Origin of the sequence: Burkholderia plantarii (assembly GCF_001411805.1) — a bacterium.
GTDB lineage: Bacteria > Pseudomonadota > Gammaproteobacteria > Burkholderiales > Burkholderiaceae > Burkholderia > Burkholderia plantarii.
This window is the reverse complement of record NZ_CP007213.1, coordinates 3,273,943-3,298,333: the sequence shown is the minus strand read 5'-3', so window position 1 is coordinate 3,298,333 and position 24,391 is coordinate 3,273,943. Positions and strand designations below refer to the sequence as shown.

Below are 24,391 nucleotides of genomic sequence, written 5' to 3'. Positions count from 1 at the left end.
GCGTGAGCGGACAGGGCTGTCGAAATATAGCACTCCGGCCCCCGTTGCAGGGCCGGATATTCGGCAGGCGAGTCGCGCGTGGGCGGGCATGGTCGGTTTCGCTGAAAGTTGGCATGGACAGATACGGACGCCGAAACGAGCGGGATGCATGCGAGGTGGGGGAATCGCCACCCGGGCGCGGCGATGGACTACGGGCGAGGCGGGCCGGGGTGTTCGCGGTGCAGGCGTCATGGCGCCGGCTGCCGAAGGAGGCGCGATGCGGGCCACCCTGCGCGGGCGGTGTCGATCGGCCCGTCCGTGACGGGAATGGCCGACGTCCGCGCCGGCAAGCGCCGTTCCCGCCGTCGCCGGCGCCCGGCGCTCCGCGTGTGCGCCGGGCCGGCCGGGACGAACCGGCACTGCCATCACTGCCACTTTCTGCCACGCATCGCTGCCGATGGCGGCGCCGGCGCGTGCCGCGCGCGGCACGGCATGCCCGTGCCACCCGCACTGGCGGGCGCGCTGCGAGCAAAATCAAAGGTTTAGGTGCGCCTGTCGCAGGCTGGCACGCGACTTGTTAATAGTCGCTGCCTTCGTTGCGCGCCCGCCCGGGACGTCGCCTCCGACAGAAAAGGAAACCGTGTTGACCCATGATGCCCATGCCGCCGTGCCGGCCGCCCGCCGTCGTCCATCGTCCGCCGCCTTGCCGCCGGCCGGCTCGCCGCGCGCCGCCTTTCCCCACCGGAGCCGCTGAATGGAAACCGCGCTGATTCTCGGCGCGCTGGTGGGCGCGGTGCTCGGCCTGACCGGCGCGGGCGGCGGCATCCTCGCGGTGCCGGCGCTGGTGGTGGGCCTTGGCTGGCCGATCCAGCAGGCCACGCCGGTGGCGTTGATCGCCGTCTCCGGCAGCGCGGCGATCGGCGCGCTGGAGGCGTTCCGGCAGCGGCTGGTCCGCTATCGCGCCGCGCTGCTGATGGCGGTGGCGGGCGTGCCGGCCACCTCGCTCGGCGTGCGCGCCGCGCATGCGCTGCCGCAGCGGCTGCTGCTCGCGCTGTTCGCGGCGGTGATGCTGGTCGTCGCGTTGCGGCTGTGGCGCCAGGTGCGGGCCGGGCGCGCCGGGCAGGCCGAGCCCTCGCCGCTCTGCGTCGGCCGTCTCGATCCCGCGACCGGCCGGCTCGCCTGGACGCCGCGTACCGCCGTCGCGCTCGCGGCCACCGGCGCCGTCACCGGCCTCATGACCGGGCTGCTCGGCGTGGGCGGCGGCTTCATCATCGTGCCGATGCTGCGCAAGCTGACCGACGTGCCGATGCACGGCGTGGTGGCCACCTCGCTGATGGTGATCGCGCTGGTGGGCGCGGGCGGCATCGCCTCGACGGTCGCGCACGGCACGCCGGTGCCGGTCGAGGTCGCCGTCTGGTTCAGCGTGACCACGGCGGCCGGCATGATCGCGGGCCGCTTCGCCTCGCACCGGCTCGCGGCGCGCCACGTTCAGGCCGGCTTCGCTGCGGTGCTGAGCGTGGTCGCGGTGGGGCTGCTCGCGAAGGCCGCGTTCGGCGCCTGAGCGCGGTTGCCCGGCCGGCAGTCGAACCGGACCGGCGGCAATCGCGCGCCATCGGCAGACGCTCGAGGCGGCCGCCGGCGCGACCGTACAGCGCGAGGGCGCGCGCCCTAGGCCTTGGCGAACCGTTCGAACAGGTTCGCCTGCACCAGCGTGAACACCGCGGTGATATGCCGGGCGAGCGCGGCGGCGTCCAGATCATGCAGTCGCACTTGCTGCGAGGCGTGTTTCATCAAGGCCGCGAAGCCCAGCGCACCGACGTAGGCGCTGCTCGCCTCGAGCGTGTGCGCGAGCCGGGCGGCGTAGTGCAGGGCGCCGTATTCGAGCGCGCGGGTCAGCGCGGCGACCTGCGATGCCGAACTGGAGAGGTAGATCGCGACGACGTCGCGGGCGAGGTCGGGCATCTCGTCGTTGGCCTGCTCGTACAGCGCGGCCACGCAGGCGTCGTCGATCGCGGCCTCGCTCGCGTAGTCCGGCCGTGCCGTGCCGCCGGCCGCCTCGAGGGCCGGCATCGCGGCGCTGGCCGGCGCGCCTGGGTCGATCTCCACGGGCATCGCGGCGCGCGGCGCGACCGGCAGATGCGTGCGGATCGCCGAGGCGAATTCGACGAACGTCAACGGCTTGGCGACGATGCTGCTGATGCCGATCGGATGGCGCGGGACGATGCTGCCCGCGCGCTCGGCGGGGTCGCGCGTGATGCCGTCCGCGCCGTCCATCAGCCGCGCCACGGCCTTGAGCAGGCGCCCGGCGCCGGCCTGCAGCGCCGCCGGCACCGCACCCTTGCGCCGCACCCAGACGCCGGCGCCGCCGCCCATCAGCAGGGACGCGACGCCGAGCACACCGGCCAGCAGCAGCGCCTCGTGATAGCGCTGCTGCGCCCGGGCGAATTCGGCGAGCGCATCCTGATGGCGCGACTGGATGCCCTGCTCGATCATGAGCAGCATGGCCGCGAAGACCTTCGGCGCCTCGTCGCCCGCCAGCTCGCGCGCTTTGATGCCGCCCGCCCCACCGTGCTCGCTGGCGTCGACCGCCTGCTGGTCCAGCGCCAGATACTGCGTCCAGCTTTGGCGGATCCGGTCGTAGCGTTCGCGCTCGCGCGGCGAGCCGATCATCCGCTCGTATTGCGAGAAGTCGCGGTTCAGCGCCGCGATCGCGGCGCTGCGCCGGTCCAGCTGGCTCCGGCGCGCGGCCGGATCGGTGATGAGGGTCAGGCGCAGTGTGTTCCGGCGCACCCGGTTGGCGTTGGCCTGGATGTCGTCGAGCGTTTCGATGCCGGGCAGCAGGACGGTCGTGATGGCGTGCGTGCCGGTGAATGCGCGGGAGACCTGACAGGCCCCGGCCGTCACGGCCAGACACAGCAGGAGCAGCGCGCCGATGAGCCCGGTGCCCGGACGCGCATCGATTTTCATTTCTTTGACATGCATGACTTCACCCCGTCGCCGTTGTATCCCGTATCCGTTCGTCAGCGCCGCCGATGCCCGGAGTCGATCGCCGCTCCCGCGCGACGCATGCTCCACCATTCGGTCGGGCTTGGATCTTCCGTCGATCGTTTGCTCGTCGACGTTGCGTTTGCCCGCTGGCTTCACTTTCCCAGCAAAGCGCGGTCGCGCCAATCGCGGTAGATACCTAGTTAACGGGGACGCGACGCGATTGCTGAATGCTCGACCCATAGGGATGAACCCGACCGGATTGAACCGTGGTGTCGGCCGGATCGCGCCGTGCGACAAGGCTTCACGGGATCCTTGCATGGCTCGGGATGTCCGGGCGGGAGCCTGCCCGGACACAATGCGCCGCCAGCCATCGCCGTTCGCTGCCGGCATCACGCGCATGGCGCGGCGACTGCCCTGGCGTGACGATGCCGCGCTCGTGGCGGGCAGGCAGGCCCGACGGTTCGAGTTCGATGAAGCCGTCCCGGCAATCAGCCGGCGCAGCGTCTTCATCCGATTTACTAGGGAGTCCCTATGTTCGTGGCATCGGATGGCGCGTGGTGATCGGCGGGGCCATCGGCGTGAGCGGCCGTCCTTCCGCGTCGTGGCAGCCCTTCGAGCCGCCGTGCATCTTCGGCGCGGCGGCGGGTGCCGATCCCGGTCGCATCGGTGGCGACGCGGTTCGGCCCGCGCCGCGCGCCCATCCCGTGTAGGCCATGGTCGAATTGCCGGGCACGCGCGAGCGGGCCGAACCGCGGCGCGCTTACCGCGCCGGCCCGATCGGCGTCACGTTCGGCAGCAGCGCCGCCTGTCCGCGATACGTGCCGTCGGCGTCGGTCAGTTGCCAGACGGTGACGTTCTCGATCCAGAACCGCGCGCCCGACTTCGCGATGCGGATGCCGCGATAGTCGTCGACGTAGCCGTGGTTCGTCACCTGATCGAGAAACGCCTGCCGCTCGCTGCGCTCGGGCGCCTCGGCCGACAGGCGCGAGGGCAGCGTGGTCAGTTCGTGCCAGTCGTAGCCGAAGATGGCCTGCGCGCGCCGGTTGCCGTAGACGAACACCGGATCGGCCGCCGTGTCGTGCGCGAGGATGCCAAACGGCGCGGCCTCGTAGAGCCAGACCGCCTGCTGGTCGGCCGGCACGGTGTCGGCAACGAGCGGCTTGCCGAGCAGCCGGCGATAACTGCGCGCGAGCAGCGCGAAGAATGCCGGGTCGGTGCCGGGCGGAAGGGGGGAGGGCGAGGACTGGGTCATGCGTGACTGGCGAATGGAGGCCTGGAAGCGTGGAATCGGGACGAGACACGGCCGGCATGCGGGCGGCGGCACGGGCGGCGCGACAGGTGCCCGAAAGTATCCGCGAAAGCGCGCCGGAAAGTTCGTCACGGGCATACCGCGATCCGTCGACTCATCCGCCGCCATTGTAGGCGACCGGCCGCGCCGCCGCTGCCGGCCCGCACGAACCGCGCGCAAGCCATGCGAAGCGCCCGCGCTTGACGAAACACCACGCGCGGCCGCGGGCCTTCCGCTATGATCGAGCGTTTTCGATTCCGGCAGCGCCGCCCCGGCCGGGCCGGCAGCCGCACCGACCCGATCATGTTTCCAGCCAGCCGCGCCTATCTGTTCGATTTCGATCTGACGCTCGCCGATTCGAGCGACGCCATCACGTTCTGCGCCGAGTCGGCGCTGACCGACATGGGCATCACGCCGCCGCCGGCGGCGCGCATCCGCGAGTCGATCGGGCTGACGCTGCCCGCCACGTTCGCGTTCCTGACCGGCCTCGACGACGCCTCGCTCGCGGCCACCTACGCCACGCGCTTCGTCGCGCACGGCGACCAGGTGATGGTGAAGATGACGCGCTTCTACCCGGAAGCGATCTCGCTGCTGTTCACGCTGTCGGCGCAGGCGATTCCGGTCGCGATCGTGTCGACCAAGTTCCGCTACCGGATCGAGCAGATCCTGCGGCATGCGAATCTCGCGCACTACGTGACGGCGATCGTCGGCAACGAGGACGTCACGCACCACAAGCCGGATCCGGAAGGGCTGCACAAGGCGCTCGCGCTGCTCGGCGTCGCGCCGCACGAGGCTGTGTACGTCGGCGACCACGAGGCGGACGCGCAGGCAGCGGCCGCCGCCGGCGTGCCGTTCATCGGCGCCGTGACGGGCCAGATCGACGCGGCGCAGTGGCGCGAACGTGGCTGCCGGTCGGTCGAGCGCGACCTTGGCGAACTGATGACGTTCGGCACGGCGCGCTGAGCCGCGTCGAAGCGGGCGCCGTCTGCATGCGGGGCGCCTGCATGCTTCGCCGTCGGCACCGCGCGCCATGCCGGCGCGGCGCGCGCTTTCTCGTCGACCGCCGGGCGGCCGGGTCAAGCCGCCTCCCCTTTCAAGCCGCCTCCCGGCTCCCGTTTCCCGTCCCTCGTCTCCCGCTGCCGGGCCCACGCCTCCTCATTTCCCGGACCGAAAAATCTTTGAGGTCTGAACGACGAGTTCCCTGCTTTTTCCGCGCTGCCAGGGTTGCAATACTGCTGCCAACGCCGGAACGCGGGCGACCTCGCCCGCCGCCTCGCCCTTTGCCCGCCGGCTGACCGCAAGCAACCGTGCCGATGAAGCGCGCCCAGGCAGGCGCGCTCGCGACAGGGCGCGCGCCGCGCCGCCAACCGGAGGCACCCGCAATGTCGACTCGCCCGGCGATGCCGATGGGAGCGGCCCGACCGTCCGCCGACGCGACCTTTCGACGGGCAGCCTGGCGCTTCATGCCGCTGCTGTTCATCCGCTACGCGGTGGCCTATCTCGATCGCGTGAACGTCGGTTTCGCGACGCCGCGGATGCCGGGCGACCTGCATGTCGGCGAGGCCGTGTACGGCTTCGGCGCGGGGCTGTTCTTCGTCGGCTATTTCTTCCTCGAGGTGCCGAGCAACCTGCTGCTGCACCGGCCCGGCGCGCGCCGCTGGATCGCGCGGATCATGGTCGGCCGGGCGGTGCTGTCGCTGGCCACGGCCTGGGTGTCGACGCCGGCGACGTCCTACGCGGCGCGCTTGCCGCCCGGCGTGGCCGAGGCCGGCTTCTTCCCCGGCATGATCCCCTACCTGGCCTGCTGGCTCTCCTCGCACCGGCGGGGCAGGATGACCGCCGTGCTGATGGCGGGCAACCCGGTGTCGGGCATCGTCGTCGGCCCGCGGTCGGGCTTCATCATGCATGCGTTCGACGGCGCGGCCGGCCATGCCGGCTGGCGGTGGCGTGAACCCGGCGGCGATCGCACGGCTCGGCGCGCACGGGCGCGACGCCGATGCCGATGCGCGGCAGCAGGCCGTCACGGAGGTGCGCCGGATTTTCCAGGGGCGACCGAGGATTGCGGCGATGATGTTCATGCTCGCGCACTGGCGGCGCGACGAACGCTGGCGCAGCGTGCGCTCGCCGCTCGCCGCGCCCGACGCGGCGGGCGCCGCGCAACTGCTGGCCGAACTCGGCGCGGCCGGCTTCGCGATGCCGGGGCTCGCCGCGCGCGAGCGACGAGGCGCCATGGCGAGCCGCCGGCAGCAAACGCAGGCACGGATGCAGCTGCATCCGCAACACCGACGCAGACGCAGACGCGCACGACAACCACGCAATCCGAGGCAGGGAACACGCCATGAACGATCGATCCGACCAGCCAGGCCGCCCGCGGTCCGGCTCGCCCTCCGAACCTTCCACCACGTCCGCTGCCGCTGCTGAAGCCACCGGCATGCGGCGCGGCCTCACCTCGTATGGCGATTCCGGCTTCTCGCTGTTCCTGCGCAAGGCCTTCATCAAGGGCGCCGGCTACACCGACCGGGCGCTCGATCGCCCCGTGATCGGCATCGTCAACACCGGCAGCGGCTTCAACGCGTGCCACGGCAACATGCCCCAGCTGGTCGAGGCGGTGAAGCGCGGCGTGATGCTGGCCGGCGGCCTGCCGGTGGATTTCCCGACCATCTCGATACACGAGAGCTTCGCCTCGCCGACCTCGATGTACCTGCGCAACCTGATGTCGATGGACACCGAGGAGATGATCCGCGCGCAGCCGATGGACGCCGTGGTGCTGATCGGCGGTTGCGACAAGACGGTGCCGGCCCAGCTGATGGGCGCGGCCTCGGCCGGCATCCCGGCGATCCAGCTGGTGACGGGCGCGATGCTGACCGGCTCGCATCGCGGCGAGCGCGTGGGCGCCTGCACCGACTGCCGCCGCTACTGGGCGAGATTCCGCGCGAGCGAGATCGATGACGACGAGGTGGCCGACGTCAACAACCAGCTGGTGGCGAGCGTGGGCACCTGCTCGGTGATGGGCACGGCCAGCACCATGGCCTGCCTCGCCGAGGCGCTCGGCATGACGGTGCCGGGCGCGGCCACGCCGCCGGCCGTCACGGCCGACCGCATCCGCGCGGCCGAGGAAACCGGCACGGCGGCCGTGTGGCTCGCGGCCGAACGGCTCACGATCGACCGGATCCTCACACCGGACGCGTTCGACAACGCGCTGCGCGTGCTGCTCGCGATCGGCGGCTCGACCAACGCGATCGTGCATCTGGCCGCGATCGCCGGGCGCCTCGGGCATCGCATCGATCTGGACGCGCTCGACCGCATGGGCCGCGAGACGCCGGTGCTGCTCGACCTGAAGCCCACCGGCCAGCACTACATGGAGGATTTCCACGAGGCGGGCGGCGTCGCCGCGCTGCTGCGCGAACTGAAGCCGCTGCTGCATCTCGATGCGCTGACGGTGACGGGCCACACGCTCGGCGAGCGGATCGAGGCGGCCGGCGCCGGCTTCGCGCAGGACGTGGTGCGGCCGTTCTCCCGGCCGATCTATCCGCAGGGCGGGCTGGCCGTGCTGCGCGGCAACCTCGCGCCGGGCGGCGCGATCATCAAGCAGTCGGCCGCGGACCCGAAGCTGATGGAACACGAGGGGCGTGCCGTGGTGTTCGAGAACATCGAGGACCTGGTCGCGCGGATCGACGACGAGGCGCTCGACGTACACGCCGACGACGTGCTGGTGCTCAAGCAGATCGGCCCGCTCGGCGCGCCGGGCATGCCCGAGGCCGGCTACATCCCGATTCCGCGCAAGCTCGCGCGCGCCGGCGTGAGGGACATGGTGCGGATCTCGGACGGCCGCATGAGCGGTACCGCGTTCGGTACGATCGTGCTGCACGTCACGCCTGAAGCCGCGATCGGCGGGCCGCTCGCGCATGTGCGCAACGGCGACCGGATCCGGCTCAGCGTGGCGCGGCGCGAGGTGGCGCTGCTGGTGACGGACGAGGAACTAGCGCGGCGCGCGAGCGAGCGGCCGGTGACGCGGCCGAGCGCGGCGCGCGGCTATCGCAAGCTGTTCCTGCAGAGCGTCACGCAGGCCGACGAAGGCGTCGATTTCGATTTCCTGCGCGCGGCGAGCCTGCAGCGCGGCGCGCAGGGGGCGCAAGGCGCGGACGACGCGGGCGGCGCGCGTGGCGCGCGTGGCGCGGACCCCGCGAACGACGCGCCGCGATGAGCGACGACGCACGCGTGCCGGTGCTGCGGATCGGCGAATGTCGCGAGACGCCGCGGCGCGCCATGACGCCGAATTCGACTGCCACGACGAGGCGCGTGACGGACGACGCCGCGCTGCGCGGCCGGGTTCGCGCGATCGTCACGCGCAGCCCGTATCCGGTCGCGCCGGCGCGGTTCGAGCGGCTGCCCGCGCCGGCGATCGTCGCGACCTCGGGCGTCGGCCGCGACGGCATTCCGCTCGCGGCGGTGCGCGAGCGCGGCATCGTCGTCACCCACACGCCGGGCGTGCTCGACGCGGCGGTGGCCGAACTCGCCGTGGGCCTGCTGCTCGCGCCGCCGCGCGAGATTCCGGCGAGGGAGCGGCACCTGCGCGACGGCGGCTGGGCGCGCACGCGGTATCCGCTCACCATGGGCCTCGCCGGCGAGCGCGTGGGGATCGTCGGGCTCGGCCGGATCGGCCCGGGCATCGCCGCGCGGCTCGCGCCGTTCGGCATGGAACTCGCCTATCGCGGGCGCCGGCCCGTGCCGCATGCGTATTTCCCGGATGCGGCCGCGCTCGCCGAGCAGGTGGACATCCTCGTCGTCGGCTGCCCGGGCGGCGCGGCCACGCGTCATCGGGTCGACGCGCGCGTGCTGGCCGGCCTCGGGCAGGACGGCTTTCTCGTCAACGTCGCGCGCGGCCCGGCGGTGGACGAAGCCGCGCTCGACGTGTTCGAGACGGCGCCCCTTGTCGATTCGCCGCTGCTGACGATGCCGAATTGCGTGCGGTCGCCGCACGCGGGCTCGGCCACGGTGGAAGCGCGCCGCATCATGCTGCGGCTGATGCTCGACAACGTGCATCGCGTGCCGGGCGGCGAGCCGGCACCGACGCCGGTCTGAGCGCCGAGCAGGGCCGGGCGTCTTGCTCGCTCGGGTCCGCTCAGGACACGACGGCGGGCTCGCCGGCCCCGGCCGGGCGGAACAGCTCGGCCGCCTCGTGCGCGAGCGCCTGCGCGAGCGGGAAGCGCGGCGTGTGCCGCGCGATGATCAGGCCGATCCGGCGCACCGGCGCGCGTTCGGGCAGCGGGATGCGCGCGATCGCGAGGCCGCTGGTCCAGAGCGAGGGCCAGTCGGGCAGCAGCGAGACGCCGAGCCCCTTGTCGACGAGCGCCGCGATCGCGAGCAGCCCGTCGATCTCGAGCCGCTGGCGCGGATGCAGATCGTGATCGCGCAGGTAGCGTTCGGCCAGCTGGCCGCCGAGCACGGCGCGATCGTAGCGAATGAACGGCTCGCCGCGCAGCAGCTCGTGCGCGTCGCGGCCGGCCAGCCGCGCGGGCGCCACCACCACCAGCGGCTCCTCGGTCAGGCTGCGCCATTCGCAGGTCTTCGGGATCGTGAACTGCGGCTCCACCACGATCGCGACGTCGAGTTCGCCGGTGCCCACCTTGCGGCACAGCTCGACCGACGCGCCGGGCTCGACGAACAGCTTCAGGTCCGGATACGCGGCGTACACGCGCTGCAGCACCGAAGGCAGCACGCTCACCATCGCCGACACGAACACGCCGAGCCGCAATTCGCCGAACTGCGTGCGCCCGTCCTGCGCGATCGCCTGCAGGTCGCGCACCGAGTGCAGCACCGCGTGCGCGCTGTCGAGGATGCGCAGGCCGTCGGCGGTCGGCACCACGCGGCGGCCCGAGCGGCGGATCAGGCGCGCGCCGAGCGCTTCCTCGAGGGAATGGATGCGTGCGGCCACGGCCGTCGCGGTCAGGTCGAGCCGGCGCGCCGCCTCGGCGATCGAGCCGCATTCGAGCACCGCGACGAAGCTCTGCACGTAACGAATGTCCATCCGGCGATTGTAGCGAGCCGGTTCGCGGTGGCGCCATCGGTGCCAGTGCGGACGCGCGGCCGGCCGTGGTCCGGTGGAGTGAGTATCAGCGCGGGGGCGGGCTGCTTGTCGGTCGGTGTTTCGTGGCGCGCGGCGGCCTGCGGCGGTGCGCGTCGAGCGCCTCGCTTCAGGCCGCGCCATCGCCCGCGCGCTACCGCCCGGTTGCGCGCCACGATTCAGGCCGAGACCCGGGTCGGGATCGACTAGCCCGGACTCAGGCCGAAGCTCAAACCAAAACCCGGATCGGAACTCAAGCCACGACCGCGCTCGCCGTGCCTTGCCGCCGCGCCGCCGCCCGGATGTGTCGCGCCGCGAGTTCGGCGACGCCGAGCGCCGCCACGAGCAGCACCGCCGCGACGAAGCCGAGGCGATGCGCGCCCACCGCCGGCAGCGCGGCCGCGCCGATCAGCCCCGCCGCCGACACGCCGAGATAGGTGGCCGCCGTGTTGAGCCCGACCACCACCGGCGCGATCGACGGCGCGAGCGTGACGAGCCGGTGCTGCTGCGGCACCAGCAGGCCCCAGCCGCTGGCGCCCCAGATCGCGATCGCGAGCGCGGCGCTCCAGACCTGCGCGCCGCTCCACGGCATCAGCGCGATGTCGATCGCGAGCAGTGAGAGCATCGTCACCAGCACGCGGCGCGAGCCGATCCGGTCGATCAGGCGGCCGGCCAGCAGGTTCGAGGCGGTGCCGGCCACGCCCCAGATCACCAGCAGCACGCCGAGCACGGCGGTGTCCCCGCCCGTGGCCCGGTCGAACACCACGGCGAAGTAGGTGTACATCGTGAACAGGCCGGCCATCGCGAGCAGCGTGGTGGCGAGCGTGAGGCCGATGCGCGCGTCGGCCAGCGGCGCGAGGCGCTGGCGCAGCGACACGGCCGGCGGCAGCGGCATGGCCGGCAGCAGCGCATGCACGCCGAGCGCCGCCAGCGCGCCGAGCGCGGCGACGAAGCCGAGCGTCCAGCGCCAGTTGCCGAGCCCGCCGATCACGGCACCGAGCGGCGAGCCGAGCGCGGTGGCCGCGGTCAGCCCGGCCACCACGATCGACAGCGCGAAGCCGCGCCGCTCGGGCGGCACCAGCATGGTGGCCGCGCCGGTGGCGGTGGGCGAGAACATCGCGGCGCCGAGCCCGGCGAACGCACGCGCAAGCAGCGCGATGCCGAGGCTCGGCGCGAACGCGGTGGCGAGGTTGGCCACCACGAACACGCCCAGGCCGCCGAGCATCAGCCGCCTGCGCGGCACCGCCGCCGCCACCGCCGCGAGGGTCGGCGCGAGCAGCGCGTAGCTGACGGCGTAGACGGTGGTCATCTGGCCGGCCGCGCCGATGCCGACGCCGAACGCGCGCGAGAGTTGAGGGAGGATGCCGGCCACGACGAAGCTGTCGGTTCCGAGCGCGAACATCCCGAGGGCAAGCACCAGCAAGCGGCGATCCATGGCGAGGGTTCCCGGGGCAAGCCCGTTGACACGTTGAGTTTCGTGACGCAACTATACGGAACTCAGTTTCGTGACGCTACTGTTCGAGGCGAAACCCTGCCGGGCGTGGGGGTGAACGGCGCAAGAGTTGCATGACGAAACCTTGTGTGCTACAACGCGGCACATGTACCGAAAACGCTATGACGGATCGAACTGCATGATCGCGCGCGCCCTCGACGAGGTGGGCGAGTGGTGGTCGCTGCTGATCGTGCGCGAATGCACGCAGGGCACGACGCGCTTCGATGAATTCCAGAGCCGGCTCGGCATCGCGCGCAACGTGCTGGCCGCGCGCCTCGAACGGCTGACCGAACTGGGCATCCTCGAGCGCTATCCGCTCGCCGAGCGCGCCAACACCGATGGCTACCGGCTGACCGGGAAGGGCAGCGAGCTGTATCCGGTGCTGGTGGCGCTGATGCAATGGGGCGGGCGCTGGCTCGCCACCGACGGCAAGCCGCCGATCGCGCTCGTCGACGACGCGAGCGGCGAGCCGCTCGAACCGCTCGCGCTGCGCGGCAGCGACGGCCGCGCGCTGACGTTCCGCGACGTGCGTTTCGCGCCGGGGCCGGGCGCCAAGGCCAGCACGCACGAGGCCATCGAGCTGCGCAACGCGCGCGTGCTCGGCAGACCCGACGAGCAGGACTGAGCCCGATCAAGCGCGATCGGGTCGCCGTCGCAAGCCTCGCGTCAGCCCGGCGCTGATTTCCGAACGCGCGCCGCGGCGTTGCTTCTTCTCCCTTCCGCTGTCACCCATCCTCCGCGCGCGGCGCCGGAAAATCGATCTCGGTACGCGGCACCGCGTTCAGCATCTGCGTCATCGGGTTCGCGGCGACGAGCGCCACGAGGCCGACGATCCGCGCGTCGCTGAAGCCGGCCTCGCGCGCGGCGGCGAGCTGCGCGTCGTCCACGCGCCCGCGCAGCCGCGCTACCTGCGGCGCGAACGTCACGGCCGCCGCTGCCCGTGGGTCGGCCGGGCCGCCTCGGCGATTCAGGTCGATTTCCTCCGGATACAGGTGCGCGACGTTGAGCGCGAGATAACGCTGCCCGGCCGGCATGCGGTCGCGGCCGGCCTGCTGCGCGAGCGCGAGCCCGATACGCTCGCGCATGCGCGCGTCGAACACGTCGAACACGCCGGCCAGCGCGCCGGCGAGCGCCGCGTAGCCCCTCAGCATCGCGGGGGGCTGCCGATCAGCCGGAACACGCCAGGGACGAAGCCGGGACGCCGGTGGACGGCATCGAGCAGCGCCTTCGAGGCGTCCGGGACATCGTCCCGGCCCGGAACGGCGACGCGCGGCATGGCGATGTCCTCTCCTGTCGCTCCGCGCGAGGCAGCGTCCGTCGAATTCTGCCGCTCGGCGCCGCGCCGAGCAATCCATCGAAAACGAACACCATATTCTCGAAAAACGAACAGCCGGGCCGGCGGCGAGCGGACTATGCTTGGCCGCGCCGCATCGAACAGGGTTTCATTGGTAACCATTTAAATATGCTTTGACAGGTTACTAGTGGCGATGCTACGTTACGGGCGTCGTCGATGCCGCGGAAACCCGGATCGACATCGTTCGTGCGTGCCGGCCGGCGGCGCGCGCTCCACTGTTTACTTTCGAAGGCAGGCACCCCATGACGACTCCCGTCCAGATCGTTCAGCGCTTTTACGCGGCGCTCGAGAGCGGCAACGCCGAGCAGGCGCTCGGCCTGATGGCCGACGACATCGAATGGATCGCGATGTGGCATTACCAGGTGAAGGGACGCGGCCCGCGGCAGGTGGCCGAAGGGCTGCTGATGCCGCTGATGAAGGAGTGGTCGACGTTCCGGATCGCGGCCACCGAGTTCGTCGCCGAGGGCGACACGGTGGTCTCGATCGGGCGCTTCGTCGGCACCCACGGCACCACTGGCAAGCGTGCCGACGCCGCCTACGCGCACGCGTGGACGATCGAGAACGGCCGGATCGCGCGGTTCCGCCAGTTCATCGACACGCTGGCCGTGGCGAGCGCGCGGGTTTGAACATGCCGGCCGCGAGTTAGCCGGAACGAGAAACGGCGGGCAAGGCCCGGATTATTTGATTTGGAGTGCAAATGAAGAAGGCGAAGAAAACAGGATTCGCGGGCGGCATGCTGCTCGTGTTCGCGGCCCTGACGGGCAGCCGGGCGGCGCTGGCCGCCACGCCGTCCGACGCGGCGAGCGTGACCTATCACGTCGCGCAGGTGGACGGCGTCGGCGTGTTCTACCGCGAGGCCGGCCCGCCGAGCGCGCCCACCATCGTGCTGCTGCACGGCTATCCGTCCTCGTCGCGGCAGTACGCGGGGCTGATCCCGCTGCTGGCCACGCGCTATCACGTGATCGCGCCGGACTACCCCGGCTTCGGCCAGAGCGAGGCGCCGCCGCCGGCACGCTACGGCTACACGTTCGATCATCTGGCGCAGACCACCAGCGCGCTGCTCGACCAACTGAAGGTGGACCGCTACACGCTGTTCGTGCAGGACTACGGCGGCCCGGTCGGCTTCCGGATCATGGAGGCGCATCCCGAACGGCTGCGCGCCCTGGTGGTCCAGAACGCGAACGCGTATCAGGAAGGGCTCGGCAAGAACTGGCAGACCATCGCGAAGTACTGGGCCGATCGCGACGCGCATCCCGAGGTCCTCGACAGCTTCACCGGCCCCGAGCTGACGAGGAACCGCCATCTGATCAACAGCCCGCATCCGGAGCGCTACGACCCGGACATGTGGCTCGGCGAGGACGCGTTCCTCGCGCGCCCCGGCGAGCGCGAGATCCAGGGCGACCTGATCTACGACTATCGCAACAACGTGGCCGCGTATCCGCGCTGGCAGGCATGGTTGCGCGCGCATCGACCGCCCACGCTGGTGATGTGGGGCCGCTACGACCCCTCGTTCATCACGCCGGGCGCGCTGGCCTACCGGCACGACCTGCCGGACGCCGAGATCCACGTGCTCGATGCCGGGCACTTCGCGACCGAGGAGAAGCTCGACGAGATCGCCCGGCTGACGCTGGCGTTTCTCGACCGGCAGAAGGATTGACGCGAGGCGGCGTGCCGCCGCCGCGTCGCCGGCACCGGCCCGATGCCGGGAAATCGGGTCGACGAAAACGTAGCGGGTCCGATACGGACCGAATACGGACCGAAGGTGAATCATGCGGAAACGGAAACAGGCGATGGTGATGGGCCTCGTCGCGGCGGGTGCGCTGGCGGCGTGCGGGCCGGCGGGCGCGCAGGTGTCGAGGAGCGGCTACGCGCTGCCGCTCGAGCTTGCGCTCGACGGCGCGCTCGCGGCGCTGCATGCGTGCGAGGCGAAGGGCTACGACGTGACGGTGGACGTGGTGGACGTGTCGGGCACGCAGCAGGTGGTGCTGCGCGGCGATCATTCGACGATCCATACCAGGGACTCGGCTTATCACAAGGCCTACACGATCGTCACGATGGGGCCGATCTGGCATTTCGACACGACCACCGCGTTCCTCGGCGTGCTCGCGAAATATCCGCCGGTGGCCGCCGAGAGCCTTGCCTCGACGCCGAACGTGGTGGCGCTGCCGGGCGGCGTGGCGATCAAGCTGCACGACGAGATCGTGGCCGGCATCGGCGTGGGCGGCTCGCCGGGCGGCGACAAGGACGAAGTCTGCGCGCGGGCCGGCGCGGCCGCGATCGAGGCGAAGCTGCCGGGCTGAACGGCGGCGCGCGGCCGGCATCCACGCGGCTTTCATCCGGCTGGATCTTCTCCTGCGGTATCGTGGCTCACGCGGCGCCGTGCGGGTTGGCCCGCCGGCGCCGGCGATCCCCACGACGACCGAGGAGAGACGAAGCGATGACCATCGGCAAACGCGGCGACCACCTGTTCGCGGCCGGACTGTCGAAGACGACGCGCGACGCGGGCGATCTGATGATCCGCACCGGGATCGGCCAGACCAGCGAGGGCGCGTGCCGTATGCGAAGCTGGCGGCGTGCCGGCGCACCCCGACCGGCGACGCGTTTGAGATCGCCATCGACCGGGGCCGCGTGGCCGGCGGCGCCCACGCCCATTTGGTCGCGTTCGGCCGCGCGATCCGCGATTTCGCCCCGACCATGCGCGGCCTCGTGTTCGCGCTGCGGCACCGGCGCGGCATCGACGAGGTGCGCGGCCAGGGCAAGCGGACCGACGACCTGATGCAGGCGTCGCGGCTGGTGGACGACGCGAGGCAATACGCGACGATCGCGGTCAACCGTCTGTTCGAGACCGTGAGCGATTCCGACGTGCCGGGCCGCCGCCTCGGCGGCGGCGACCGCGCCCAGCTCGCGCGGATCACCGCCGCGCGCGGGACGCTGCGGCGCGCACGCGGCGAGATCGTCGCGACCATCGCGAGGATGTCGCGCGGCGCGTAGCCGGCCCGGGTTCGACTCCTCTAGAATCGCGTCACCTTCCCTCGAAACCGGGCAAACGATTTGGACCGTCTCGAAGCGATGACGATGCTGCTCGCGGCCGTCGAAAAAGGCAGCCTCTCGGCGGCGGCGCGCGAACTGGGCGTGCCGGTGCCGACGCTCACGCGCAAGGTCACCGACCTCGAGGAACAGCTCGGCACGCGCCTGCTGATCCGCACCACGCGCAAGCTGACGCTGACCGACGCGGGCATCGGCTACGTGGCGTCGGCGCGGCGCATCCTCGACCTCGTCCACGAGCAGGAGCGCGAGGCTTGCGGCGAGTTCACGACGCCGCGCGGCGAACTCGTGGTCACCACCTCGGTGCTGTTCGGCAGGCTCTATGTGCTGCCCGAGATCATGGATTTCCTCGCGCTGTTTCCCGACATCAACGTGAAGATGCTGCAGTCGGACCGCCATATCGATCTGGTGGACGCGCACGTCGATCTCGCGGTGCGCATCGGCAAGCTGGCCGACAGCGCGATGATCGCGACGCGCGTCGGCTCGCTGCGGCCGATGGTGTGCGCGAGCCCCGCGCTGCTCGCCGCGCAGGGCGTGCCGCGCACGCCGGCCGACCTGCTGCGCATGCCGTCGGTGATGTTCAACGGGCCGATGCTGTCGCCGGACTGGACGTTTCGCCTGCCCGGATCGGGTGAACTCAGCACCGTGGCGGTCAAGCCGCGGCTGCAGGTGGCGACGCCCGATTCGGCGGTCGAGGCCGCCGTGCGCGGCGTCGGCGTCACGCAGCTGCTGAGCTACCACGTGGCCGACGCGCTGGCCTCGGGCAAGCTGCGCGCGGTGCTCACGCACTACGAATGCGAGCCGGTGCCCGTGCATCTGGTGCATGTCTCGCGCAACCTGATGCCGCTGAAGCTGCGCCGTTTCATCGATTTCGTCGCGCCGCGGCTGCGCGCGGCGCTGGCCGCGATCGAGGCGCCGGAGCTTCGGGGGGACCCGGCCGGGCGCGGTTGAGACCGGACCCGGCCCGGCCGCCGGCGGCGCGGCGGCATCGAGGATCGTCAGGAAACGCGCGCCGGCTCGGCCGCGACGGCCGCCAGCGCCTGCCGGAGTCCGTCCGCATACGGCGTCTTGCGGATCGGCCCGATCAACTGCCGCAGCGCCGAATCGTCGAGCAGCAGCGGCGCCGTCATCAGGTAGTTCATCTCCACCAGCTCGCGCATCAGCGGATTGAACAGGCCGAGCACGCGCAGCATCGTCTTGTTGGCGACGCGTGTCTTGACGGGACGGCCGGTCTGCCGCGCCAGCTCGTCGAGCAGCGCGCGCTGCGTGGTGGCGCCGGCGCCGGCCAGATGCCAGATCCGCCCGAACGCGGCCGGCGTGTCGAGCAGCCTCGCCACCACCTGGCCGACGTCGGGCACGAACACGAATTCGTGTTCGCGATCGAGCGGGCCGAGCAGGTTCGCCGTGCCGCCCTTCACCGCCGCGCGGATCGCCTCGTGCAGCATGCTGGCCTGCACGCCGGGGCCGTAGAAGTCCGGCAGCCGCAACACGCACGCCTCGATGCGCCCCTGCGCGTGCGCCGCCAGCAGCAGGTCTTCCTGCGCCTTGCGCATCCTGCCCTTGAACGTGTGCGGCTCGCGCGGATGGTCCTCACGCACCGGGTTGCCGCGCGAGTGCCCGTAGGGGTAGACCGTGCCGATCAACACGATGCGCTTCACGCCGGCGGCGATCGCGCCGTCGAGGGTCCGGCGCATCAGCTCCGGGTGTAGCTCGAATTGCCAGTAGTTGACGCCGACCAGATAGACGAGCGTGTCGATGCCGTCGGCGGCGGCGCGGATCGATTCGGCTGCCTCGGGATCCCAGCCGACGATCTCGGCGAGCGGATCGGCGCCGAACCTGTCGCGCAGCGCGGCCAGGTTGCGGCCGACCACGCGGTATGGGCGCCGCGCCTCGTGCAGCGCCTCGGCGATGCTTTGGCCGATCGCGCCGGCGGCGCCGAACAGGGCAATTTTCGACATGAGGGCTCCAGGTGGTGGCTGATTGTTGGCGGACGGCCCGTTGAGGCCACCGATGCGGCACAGTTTGCGCGTGGGGCGCCGCAAAGGAAATCGGCTGATATCGTGCGGTATCCATGCAGAAATGCATGGCTATGCCGGCGGCGCGGGCCCGGCATCAGGGTGGCCTGGCGGGGCCTCTCCGACAAGCCGCGCCGTTGCCGCCTATGCCTCGCCGAAACCGCCCGACGCCAGGTGATCCAGCAGTGCCAGCAACATCTTCGTTTCCAGCCGCCCCAGATAGGCCTCGAAACGCTTCTGCACCGGCTTCCAGAGCCGCGGGGCGGCTCGCAGCCGGCGGCTGTCGTCCGGAGTCATCGCGAACAGCCGCCGGCGGCTGTCGGCCGCGTCCTTTTCCAGCGTGACAGGACGGCAACCCGGGAGCGCTGCATGTTCGAGGCAGAAACGGGATCGCGCGCTGGCGCCCATCCGCTGGATGCCCTCATCCACCACGCGCTGTCGGGGCGGCAGCGCCGTTTCGCGGTGCCGACCGGCCGCGTGCTGCGGTTTCCGCCCGAGGTCGCGCCGTGCGCCGCGATGCCCGACGCCACGCCGGCCTCGTTCGAGGCACTGCGCGAATCGATCCCGCAGCACGGGCCGGCCGCGCTGACGACGGTGGCCGCGATCGAGCCGCCCACGGCCTTCACCGTGCTGCGGCGCGCGACGCTGCTGCAGATGATCGGCGCACGCGTGCCTGGATCGGACCGGCCGGCGCCGGCCTTGCCGGGCCAGGCCCGGCTCGGGGCGGGGCGGGGCGGGCGACGTGCCGGACCTGCTCGCGCTGACGGCGAAGACCCAACCGGGGCCGTTCGGCCCGCGCACGATCGAACGGGGTACCTATCCCGGGGTGCGCCGGCAGGGAGCGCTGGCGGCGCTAGCGGGCGAGCGGGCGAGCGGCTGCAGATCGACGGCTATGCCGAGATCAGCGCGGTGTGCGTGGATCCCGGATTCCGCGGGCAGGGCCTGGCCACCGGCTTGATGGCACGACTGATGGCGTTGATTCGCGCGCGCGGCGAGGTGCCGATCCTGCATGTGCTGGCCTCGAACCACAACGCCATTTCCCTCTATCGCACGCTCGGTTTCGTGGTGCGGCGCGAGGTGCATCTGACCGTGCTCGACTGCGCCGCCGACTGACGCCGGCGGGACCTCGCCGGTGGCGCGCGAAAACGCCACGAACCAGGCACGCAGGAGGCGACCGGAGCCGGCGTGCGCGCCGTTACTTCGGCAGGAGCCCGGCGGCGCGGTAGCCGTCGATCAAGGTATCGAACAGCGCGAGGTCCGAGCGGCCGCGCGCCACCAACTGCGCCCCGACCACCGCGGCGAAGATCGCGCGCGCCTGCCGCCTGGCGTCGCGCGGGCCGGCGAGTTCGGCCGCCAGCAGCGCCTTTCTCAGCCATTCGATGTTGACGTCCGCGAAGGTCTGGGCCTCGGTCTTCACGATCTCGGGCAGGTCGTCGTATTCGGCGGTCATGAAGCTGGCGAGACACATGCGGTTGCCGTTCTCGAGCGACTTGCGAAACGTCTCGGCCGGATATCGGCGCAGCCGGTCGACGGGGTCCTTCGCCTCGGTCCATAACGCTTCGAGGGTCGCGGCCGCGTCCTCCCAGTAGCGCCGCGCGACCGCCGCCGCCAGCTCGGCCTTGCCCGGGAAATGGTGATAGAGGCTCGCGGCCTTGATGCCGACGTCGTCCGCGAGATTGCGGATGTTCAGGCCGCTGTACCCGTGGGCCTGCGCCATCCTGGTGGCCGCCGCCAGGATTCTCTCGCTGGAATTCATGCCCGCCTGGTCTTTCATCGACTCGCCCCGGAAAAAGTGTTGACGAGCCGAATTATAACCTCCTGGCATTTTTCTAACAAACGTTAGGTAGCTTAAAAAATCACTGCCTGGCTTTGTGCATGACCATCGATTTCATTCAAAGGCAAGCCATGAACGACGAAATCTTCTATCAGGATGCAACCCGTCTCGCGGAACTGATCCGCACCCGGGAGGTATCGCCGGTCGAGGTGGTACAGGCCCATCTCGATCGTATCGAGGCGGTGGACCCGAGGATCAATGCGATCGTCACGCTCGCCGACGATGCGCTCGATGCCGCGCGGGCCGCCGAGGCCGCGGTCCTGAACGGCGAGGTGCTCGGGCCGCTGCACGGCGTGCCGTTCACGGCCAAGGATCCGATCGATACCGCCGGCGTGAAGACGCAGCGCGGCTCGCCGATCTTCGCGGGCCGCGTGCCGGGACGTGACCGGGCTGCCGGGCCTGTCGTTGCGGTTCGGCACCAGCGGCGGCGGGCTGCCGATCGGCGTGCAACTGGTCGGGCCGTGGCTGGCGGAGTTCACGATCCTGCACCTGGCCGCGCTGCTGGAAAGCGTGAGCCCGGTGCGGGGCATGAATCCGGACCTGTCGAACCTCTGAGTCCGGGCCCGCCGCCCGTCGTTGGCCTCGGGCGAGGCGCGCTACGACGAACTGGAGCGGCGGCTGGCGCTCGCGCCGACGATCGCCGTCCCCACCATCACGCTGGAGGGCGACGCGAACGGCGCGCCGCATCGGCCGCCGGCCCGCTACGCGAAGCAGTTCACGGGCCGCTACCAGCATCGCGACGTCGTCGGCGGGATCGGCCACAACCTGCCTCAGGAAGCACCGAGGGCATTCGCCGACGCGGTCCTGCAGGTCACGACGCTGTAGCCGGGGCGGATGGCATCGGCGCGAACGTTGCCGCCCGCGCGATCCGAGGCCCGGCGCCATGCGGATCGACCGAGCGCGGCTTGCGCCGCGCCGTCGGGGCCACGGCTTCCGGGCGCCTCACCGGCGCCGCCGCGCGCCGGCAGGTTGCCGCTTGCCGTTGCGATGCGGTAGCGTGCGCGTATCAACCCATACCCTGCAACATTGCATCGCCATGAGCAAAGACGAACCGAACTGGGAGTGGTACCGCACCTTCCTGAGCGTGCTGGAAACGGGTTCACTGTCGGCGGCGGGGCGCGCGATGGGCATCGCGCAGCCGACGGTCGGGCGGCACATCGACGGGCTCGAGGCCGCGCTCGGCCTCACGCTGTTCACGCGTTCGGTGGATGGCTTCGCGCCGACCGATGCGGCGCGCGAACTGCAGCCGCACGCGGCGGGCGTCGCCGCCTCGGCGGCGGCACTGCGGCGCGCCGCGAGCGGGCATGGCGAGGGCGTGCGCGGCACCGTGCGGCTGACGGCGAGCGAGGTGATCGGCGTCGAGGTGTTGCCGCCGATCCTCGCCGCGTTGCGCGAGGCGCATCCCCGGCTCGACATCGAGTTGATGCTGTCGAACCGCGCCGACGACCTGCTGCATCGCGAGGCCGACATCGCGGTACGAATGTTCCGCCCGGAGCAGGCGGCGCTGGTCGTGCGGCGCGTCGGCGGCATCGAGGTCGGGCTGCATGCGCATGCGGCCTATCTCGCGCGCCACGGCACGCCGCGCTCGCTCGCCGAGCTGTCGCGCCACACGATGATCGGCTTCGATCGGGAAACCGCCTTCACGCGTTCGGTCGCCGGCCGGTTCGCGCCGCTCACGCGCGACGATTTCGCGTTCCGCGCCGACAGCGATCTCGCGCAACTGGCCGCGATCCGGGCCGGCTTCGGCATCGGCTTCTGTCAGGCGTCGCTGGCCGCGCGCGACGCGTCGCTGGTGCGCGTGCTGCGCCGCGCGATGTCGCTGACGATGGACACCTGGATCGCGATGCACGAGGACCTGCGGCGCAGCGCACGTTGCATGGCGGCGTTTACGGCGCTGGCCGAGGGACTCGGCGCCTATGCGCGAGGCGGTGCGGCGCGCTGAGCGCGGCGGCGCCTGCCGTGCGTGGAAAGCAGACGGGCCCGGCGATGCCGGGCCCGCTGGTTCAGGCGACCGCGCCGTCGGCCGGGCACCGCCTGCCTCGGCGGCGCCCGGCCGGGCCGTCAGTAGCGACCGAGGTAGGTTTCGCTGCAGATGTGCGTGAAGTACGTGTAGGACGAGCCCGCACGGTACTGGCCCGCGTCCGTGGCTGCGGCGGCCACGGCGTTCGGGTTGTAGGTGATCTGCCAGTGATCCGCCGGCGTGGAGAGCGTCTGGTAGTTCTGCGTGAAGGTGCCCGCGCCCTGGCACACGCCGATGTTGAGCGGCAGCATCACGCTGCCGTCCGTGCCGGTGTAGCCCGAAGCGGTGGTCAGCAGCGTCAGCGCACCGGTCGTGCTGCGGTCGAACACCTGGATCGTGACGTGTTCGCCGCCCGGCAGCCGCACGTTGCCGGTGTGGTCCCAGCCGACCACGCCCGCGCTGATGCTGCGTGCCACGTTCTCCTTGCCCGGCACGAGGTGCGTGATGTTCTCGCTGTCGAGGAAGCTGTAGAACCCGGCGATGCCGGCGCCGTCCGACACGCGCAGCGTGTACGCCTGCGAGGCGGGAGCGGTGGTGCCGGTGTTGTAGACGCGCAGCGCCAGCGTCGCGCCGGCCGAGGAGCCGACGTTGTAGGTCGTGCCGCTCGCCAGCGTGGCCCAGGTGTTCGGCGCGGTTTCGAGCTGCGCCGTCTGCGTGCCGGTGCCGGTGAAGGTCAGCAGGCTGGCGGTCTGCGTGCTCGGCGTCTGCACCGTGTAGTAGTCGACGTCGCTGACGGTGTCGAGGTTCGCGCTGATCTGCTGGTTGCCGGTCAGCTGGGTCGGATGGAGGATCGAGTCGTTCGGCTCGTAGCTGTCGTAGCCGGTGGTGCCCGTCACCTGGAACTGGAACGTGGCGCCGCCCGTGCCCTGCTGCGAATCGACCAGCAGCAGCAGGCGCACCGGGCCGGCCGGCGTGCCTTCGACGATCTTGGTCTGGGCCGTGCCGGTGTCGTCGTCGAGATAGGTCAGCGTGCCGTCGTTGTTGACCTGCACGAGATGTGCGTCGTGTTCCTCGTTGGCCGGCAGGTTGACCACGTAGCCGACGGTCTTGGTCAGGTCGGCCGCCACGAACTCGAAGCAGTCGGTCTGGCCGGCCGGCGCGGTGCTGGCGTTGTACGCGGCGCCGACCTGGATGTCGGCGCAGCCGGCCACCGGCGGCGCGACGGTGGCCGCCGCCGCGGTGCCGGCCGCGGCGAGCCGCGAGACGGGCGCGCCGCGCAGCGTGCGCAGCGATTGCAGGCGGCTGGTGAGCACGCCCTGCGGCTGGATCGGCGTGGTCTTGCCCGCTACCGCGGCCACCCGGCCGGCGGCCGGCAGGGCGTCGTTCCTGCTGATGCCCGGCACGTACGATTCGGCGTTGAGGGGCTGCGCGGCATGGGCCTGGAACGGCACGAGCATCGCGCCGACCAGCAGACTCAGTAACCGGAATTTGTTCTTCATGATGGTTTTTGGGCCCTGTTTGGAATGAACGCGACAGTCGGTGAACCAGCTTGATATGGCACCGCACAAGCGGTCCGCGGTATTCGATTGCGCCGTCGCCTTTCTGATTACGGTCGATTTAAGTAAATATTTAGGGCGACGCCGTCGCAAAAAATCAGGCTCATGGCCGGATAGGCGACGGCACCAAGCGGCGGCGTATCGGCCGGGGCGGTGATATGCGCCTATCTGAAAACCGGCGCAAGAGCGGGTTTTCCCGGGGCTGTCGGCATGCATGGACATCAATGCGGGCATTGACGTGGCAAATGGCCGGGCCGCGCCAGGGCATCGACGCGAAGGTGGCCGGAATTTCAATCCGGCGCTTGCGCGGCCGGCAGGTTGTTCTGCATAATATCGAAAAAAGAATTACGAGTAATCGCGGCGGCGTGCGTTAATTAATGTCTTTTACGCTGCGATCGCAGTTGAAAATTCTAAAAAACACCGGAAATCGCACGACCCGGAAGCAACACGGCCCTGCATGCTCGCCGGCCGTCGTCCACGGCCCCGGCAAATCCCCCGTCGATCGCCGGAAAGCCTCGCCAGATAAGGATTCTGGCCAATTCCTCAGCACCGCCACCGATCCCGAATCCCCCTCTTCGCGGATTAGTAAATCTAATGCTCGTGAAGAAAATCTAGCTTGTTCGGCCAGTTTCGCATTGGTAATCTGCCCACCGATGTTGAATTTGTGCCGCTTTATTAATCGACCCGACGATTCTTTTCGGTTCGTGAGACGATACGCAATCGGGAAGAAATAGTGGGGGTGGTTACACGCCAGTACGATCGAATATCGGTCTGATCGGTTTTTTGGTCGGGGCGTTTCATTGCCGCCCGGAAATC

At 70.9% G+C, this 24,391-nt stretch carries 24 protein-coding genes and 2 pseudogenes; 16 read left to right on the top strand and 10 right to left on the bottom strand.

Features of this window, described 5'->3' with window-relative positions; all coding sequences use genetic code 11:
- The first annotated feature begins 733 nt into the window (after window positions 1-733).
- The gene (locus tag bpln_RS30765) at window positions 734-1,540 is read left to right on the top strand and encodes a sulfite exporter TauE/SafE family protein (RefSeq protein ID WP_042628866.1); all 807 of its coding nucleotides are present in this window, start codon (window positions 734-736) and stop codon (window positions 1,538-1,540) included.
- 107 nt (window positions 1,541-1,647) lie between these two features.
- Here the strand turns inward: bpln_RS30765 and bpln_RS30760 are convergent, their stop codons facing one another.
- Window positions 1,648-3,477 carry an MCP four helix bundle domain-containing protein gene (locus tag bpln_RS30760; protein WP_082465499.1) on the bottom strand — a complete coding sequence of 610 codons (1,830 nt, stop codon included), beginning with the start codon at window positions 3,475-3,477 and terminating at the stop codon, window positions 1,648-1,650.
- A gap of 250 nt (window positions 3,478-3,727) precedes the next feature.
- Window positions 3,728-4,219 carry an MEKHLA domain-containing protein gene (locus bpln_RS30755; protein ID WP_055140921.1) on the bottom strand — a complete coding sequence of 164 codons (492 nt, stop codon included), beginning with the start codon at window positions 4,217-4,219 and terminating at the stop codon, window positions 3,728-3,730.
- Between the two features lie 339 nt (window positions 4,220-4,558).
- Here bpln_RS30755 and bpln_RS30750 point away from each other — a divergent pair, with 339 nt between their 5' ends.
- From bpln_RS30750 to bpln_RS30735, 4 genes are all read left to right on the top strand, one after another.
- Complete coding sequence (locus bpln_RS30750; RefSeq protein WP_042629629.1) at window positions 4,559-5,218, top strand: HAD family hydrolase; 660 nt, start codon at window positions 4,559-4,561, stop codon at window positions 5,216-5,218.
- A 419-nt stretch (window positions 5,219-5,637) separates the two neighbouring features.
- Window positions 5,638-6,597, top strand: coding sequence for an MFS transporter (locus bpln_RS38055; protein WP_244486980.1), 960 nt, complete (start codon window positions 5,638-5,640; stop codon window positions 6,595-6,597).
- Window positions 6,598-6,686: 89 nt separating this feature from the next.
- Window positions 6,687-8,459 (top strand): IlvD/Edd family dehydratase, encoded by a 1,773-nt coding sequence (locus bpln_RS30740; protein ID WP_082465498.1) that lies wholly within the window; start codon window positions 6,687-6,689, stop codon window positions 8,457-8,459.
- Window positions 8,456-9,337 carry an NAD(P)-dependent oxidoreductase gene (locus tag bpln_RS30735; protein WP_055140920.1) on the top strand — a complete coding sequence of 294 codons (882 nt, stop codon included), beginning with the start codon at window positions 8,456-8,458 and terminating at the stop codon, window positions 9,335-9,337. The genes bpln_RS30740 and bpln_RS30735 overlap by 4 nt, the downstream gene beginning before the upstream one ends.
- 40 nt (window positions 9,338-9,377) lie before the next feature.
- Here bpln_RS30735 and bpln_RS30730 read toward each other — a convergent pair whose 3' ends face one another.
- Window positions 9,378-10,283 carry a LysR family transcriptional regulator gene (locus bpln_RS30730; RefSeq protein WP_055140919.1) on the bottom strand — a complete coding sequence of 302 codons (906 nt, stop codon included), beginning with the start codon at window positions 10,281-10,283 and terminating at the stop codon, window positions 9,378-9,380.
- Between the two features lie 289 nt (window positions 10,284-10,572).
- A complete protein-coding gene (locus tag bpln_RS30725; protein WP_042628861.1) occupies window positions 10,573-11,754 on the bottom strand; it encodes an MFS transporter in 1,182 nt (393 codons plus the stop codon).
- A 196-nt stretch (window positions 11,755-11,950) separates the two neighbouring features.
- Between bpln_RS30725 and bpln_RS30720 the strand changes: the two genes are divergently transcribed.
- On the top strand, window positions 11,951-12,436 hold the full coding sequence (locus tag bpln_RS30720; RefSeq protein WP_319424454.1) for a winged helix-turn-helix transcriptional regulator: 486 nt from the start codon (window positions 11,951-11,953) through the stop codon (window positions 12,434-12,436).
- A 100-nt stretch (window positions 12,437-12,536) separates the two neighbouring features.
- Here the strand turns inward: bpln_RS30720 and bpln_RS30715 are convergent, their stop codons facing one another.
- Together bpln_RS30715 and bpln_RS36390 are read right to left on the bottom strand one after the other, a co-directional pair.
- Window positions 12,537-12,962 (bottom strand): carboxymuconolactone decarboxylase family protein, encoded by a 426-nt coding sequence (locus bpln_RS30715; protein WP_055140918.1) that lies wholly within the window; start codon window positions 12,960-12,962, stop codon window positions 12,537-12,539.
- Window positions 12,956-13,267, bottom strand: coding sequence for a hypothetical protein (locus tag bpln_RS36390; protein ID WP_148654233.1), 312 nt, complete (start codon window positions 13,265-13,267; stop codon window positions 12,956-12,958). The genes bpln_RS30715 and bpln_RS36390 overlap by 7 nt, the downstream gene beginning before the upstream one ends.
- Before the next feature lie 140 nt (window positions 13,268-13,407).
- On the opposite strand from bpln_RS36390, the gene bpln_RS30710 reads away from it, so the two are divergent.
- The 5 genes from bpln_RS30710 (at window position 13,408) to bpln_RS30690 (ending at window position 17,161) form a co-directional block, all read left to right on the top strand.
- Window positions 13,408-13,791 carry a nuclear transport factor 2 family protein gene (locus bpln_RS30710; RefSeq protein WP_052498510.1) on the top strand — a complete coding sequence of 128 codons (384 nt, stop codon included), beginning with the start codon at window positions 13,408-13,410 and terminating at the stop codon, window positions 13,789-13,791.
- Between the two features lie 71 nt (window positions 13,792-13,862).
- Window positions 13,863-14,822 carry an alpha/beta fold hydrolase gene (locus tag bpln_RS30705; protein WP_082465497.1) on the top strand — a complete coding sequence of 320 codons (960 nt, stop codon included), beginning with the start codon at window positions 13,863-13,865 and terminating at the stop codon, window positions 14,820-14,822.
- 112 nt (window positions 14,823-14,934) lie between these two features.
- Window positions 14,935-15,465, top strand: a complete 531-nt coding sequence (locus bpln_RS30700; protein WP_082465496.1) for a heme-binding protein — start codon at window positions 14,935-14,937, stop codon at window positions 15,463-15,465.
- Window positions 15,466-15,715: 250 nt separating this feature from the next.
- A complete protein-coding gene (locus bpln_RS30695; protein WP_055140916.1) occupies window positions 15,716-16,156 on the top strand; it encodes a hypothetical protein in 441 nt (146 codons plus the stop codon).
- A 60-nt stretch (window positions 16,157-16,216) separates the two neighbouring features.
- Window positions 16,217-17,161, top strand: a complete 945-nt coding sequence (locus bpln_RS30690) for a LysR family transcriptional regulator (protein ID WP_055140915.1) — start codon at window positions 16,217-16,219, stop codon at window positions 17,159-17,161.
- A gap of 47 nt (window positions 17,162-17,208) precedes the next feature.
- On the opposite strand, the gene bpln_RS30685 is transcribed toward bpln_RS30690, so the two are convergent.
- Together bpln_RS30685 and bpln_RS36915 are read right to left on the bottom strand one after the other, a co-directional pair.
- Complete coding sequence (locus bpln_RS30685; RefSeq protein ID WP_055140914.1) at window positions 17,209-18,168, bottom strand: NAD-dependent epimerase/dehydratase family protein; 960 nt, start codon at window positions 18,166-18,168, stop codon at window positions 17,209-17,211.
- 201 nt (window positions 18,169-18,369) lie between these two features.
- The gene (locus tag bpln_RS36915; RefSeq protein ID WP_158512093.1) at window positions 18,370-18,522 is read right to left on the bottom strand and encodes a hypothetical protein; all 153 of its coding nucleotides are present in this window, start codon (window positions 18,520-18,522) and stop codon (window positions 18,370-18,372) included.
- Between the two features lie 72 nt (window positions 18,523-18,594).
- Here bpln_RS36915 and bpln_RS30680 point away from each other — a divergent pair, with 72 nt between their 5' ends.
- Window positions 18,595-19,338 (top strand): GNAT family N-acetyltransferase, encoded by a 744-nt coding sequence (locus tag bpln_RS30680; RefSeq protein ID WP_244131983.1) that lies wholly within the window; start codon window positions 18,595-18,597, stop codon window positions 19,336-19,338.
- A gap of 82 nt (window positions 19,339-19,420) precedes the next feature.
- On the opposite strand, the gene bpln_RS30675 is transcribed toward bpln_RS30680, so the two are convergent.
- Window positions 19,421-19,999: a TetR/AcrR family transcriptional regulator gene (locus tag bpln_RS30675; protein ID WP_055140913.1), complete on the bottom strand. Its 579-nt coding sequence runs from the start codon at window positions 19,997-19,999 to the stop codon at window positions 19,421-19,423.
- Between the two features lie 101 nt (window positions 20,000-20,100).
- Between bpln_RS30675 and bpln_RS34735 the strand changes: the two are divergent.
- The 4 genes and pseudogenes from bpln_RS34735 to bpln_RS30660 all read left to right on the top strand — a co-directional run.
- Window positions 20,101-20,385 (top strand): annotated as a pseudogene (locus bpln_RS34735) (amidase family protein); the annotation flags it as partial.
- 55 nt (window positions 20,386-20,440) lie between these two features.
- Window positions 20,441-20,614 (top strand): glutamyl-tRNA(Gln) amidotransferase, encoded by a 174-nt coding sequence (locus bpln_RS34730; RefSeq protein WP_082465495.1) that lies wholly within the window; start codon window positions 20,441-20,443, stop codon window positions 20,612-20,614.
- A 12-nt stretch (window positions 20,615-20,626) separates the two neighbouring features.
- Window positions 20,627-20,884: pseudogene (locus bpln_RS30665) on the top strand (alpha/beta fold hydrolase); the annotation flags it as partial.
- Between the two features lie 211 nt (window positions 20,885-21,095).
- A complete protein-coding gene (locus tag bpln_RS30660) occupies window positions 21,096-22,001 on the top strand; it encodes a LysR family transcriptional regulator (RefSeq protein WP_042628856.1) in 906 nt (301 codons plus the stop codon).
- Window positions 22,002-22,120: 119 nt separating this feature from the next.
- On the opposite strand, the gene bpln_RS30655 is transcribed toward bpln_RS30660, so the two are convergent.
- Window positions 22,121-23,518: a hypothetical protein gene (locus tag bpln_RS30655; protein ID WP_042628855.1), complete on the bottom strand. Its 1,398-nt coding sequence runs from the start codon at window positions 23,516-23,518 to the stop codon at window positions 22,121-22,123.
- Window positions 23,519-24,391: the final 873 nt, after the last annotated feature.

What these genes read in the sequence shown, in the direction of transcription:
- bpln_RS30765 (WP_042628866.1), top strand. Translation starts at nt 734, where the DNA reads ATGGAAACCGCGCTGATTCTCGGCGCGCTGGTGGGCGCGGTGCTCGGC.
- bpln_RS30760 (WP_082465499.1), bottom strand. Translation starts at nt 3,477, where the DNA reads ATGAAGACGCTGCGCCGGCTGATTGCCGGGACGGCTTCATCGAACTCG.
- bpln_RS30755 (WP_055140921.1), bottom strand. Translation starts at nt 4,219, where the DNA reads ATGACCCAGTCCTCGCCCTCCCCCCTTCCGCCCGGCACCGACCCGGCA.
- bpln_RS30750 (WP_042629629.1), top strand. Translation starts at nt 4,559, where the DNA reads ATGTTTCCAGCCAGCCGCGCCTATCTGTTCGATTTCGATCTGACGCTC.
- bpln_RS38055 (WP_244486980.1), top strand. Translation starts at nt 5,638, where the DNA reads ATGTCGACTCGCCCGGCGATGCCGATGGGAGCGGCCCGACCGTCCGCC.
- bpln_RS30740 (WP_082465498.1), top strand. Translation starts at nt 6,687, where the DNA reads ATGCGGCGCGGCCTCACCTCGTATGGCGATTCCGGCTTCTCGCTGTTC.
- bpln_RS30735 (WP_055140920.1), top strand. Translation starts at nt 8,456, where the DNA reads ATGAGCGACGACGCACGCGTGCCGGTGCTGCGGATCGGCGAATGTCGC.
- bpln_RS30730 (WP_055140919.1), bottom strand. Translation starts at nt 10,283, where the DNA reads ATGGACATTCGTTACGTGCAGAGCTTCGTCGCGGTGCTCGAATGCGGC.
- bpln_RS30725 (WP_042628861.1), bottom strand. Translation starts at nt 11,754, where the DNA reads ATGGATCGCCGCTTGCTGGTGCTTGCCCTCGGGATGTTCGCGCTCGGA.
- bpln_RS30720 (WP_319424454.1), top strand. Translation starts at nt 11,951, where the DNA reads ATGATCGCGCGCGCCCTCGACGAGGTGGGCGAGTGGTGGTCGCTGCTG.
- bpln_RS30715 (WP_055140918.1), bottom strand. Translation starts at nt 12,962, where the DNA reads ATGCTGAGGGGCTACGCGGCGCTCGCCGGCGCGCTGGCCGGCGTGTTC.
- bpln_RS36390 (WP_148654233.1), bottom strand. Translation starts at nt 13,267, where the DNA reads ATGGTTACCAATGAAACCCTGTTCGATGCGGCGCGGCCAAGCATAGTC.
- bpln_RS30710 (WP_052498510.1), top strand. Translation starts at nt 13,408, where the DNA reads ATGACGACTCCCGTCCAGATCGTTCAGCGCTTTTACGCGGCGCTCGAG.
- bpln_RS30705 (WP_082465497.1), top strand. Translation starts at nt 13,863, where the DNA reads ATGAAGAAGGCGAAGAAAACAGGATTCGCGGGCGGCATGCTGCTCGTG.
- bpln_RS30700 (WP_082465496.1), top strand. Translation starts at nt 14,935, where the DNA reads ATGCGGAAACGGAAACAGGCGATGGTGATGGGCCTCGTCGCGGCGGGT.
- bpln_RS30685 (WP_055140914.1), bottom strand. Translation starts at nt 18,168, where the DNA reads ATGTCGAAAATTGCCCTGTTCGGCGCCGCCGGCGCGATCGGCCAAAGC.
- bpln_RS36915 (WP_158512093.1), bottom strand. Translation starts at nt 18,522, where the DNA reads ATGACTCCGGACGACAGCCGCCGGCTGCGAGCCGCCCCGCGGCTCTGG.
- bpln_RS30680 (WP_244131983.1), top strand. Translation starts at nt 18,595, where the DNA reads ATGTTCGAGGCAGAAACGGGATCGCGCGCTGGCGCCCATCCGCTGGAT.
- bpln_RS30675 (WP_055140913.1), bottom strand. Translation starts at nt 19,999, where the DNA reads ATGAAAGACCAGGCGGGCATGAATTCCAGCGAGAGAATCCTGGCGGCG.
- bpln_RS30660 (WP_042628856.1), top strand. Translation starts at nt 21,096, where the DNA reads ATGAGCAAAGACGAACCGAACTGGGAGTGGTACCGCACCTTCCTGAGC.
- bpln_RS30655 (WP_042628855.1), bottom strand. Translation starts at nt 23,518, where the DNA reads ATGAAGAACAAATTCCGGTTACTGAGTCTGCTGGTCGGCGCGATGCTC.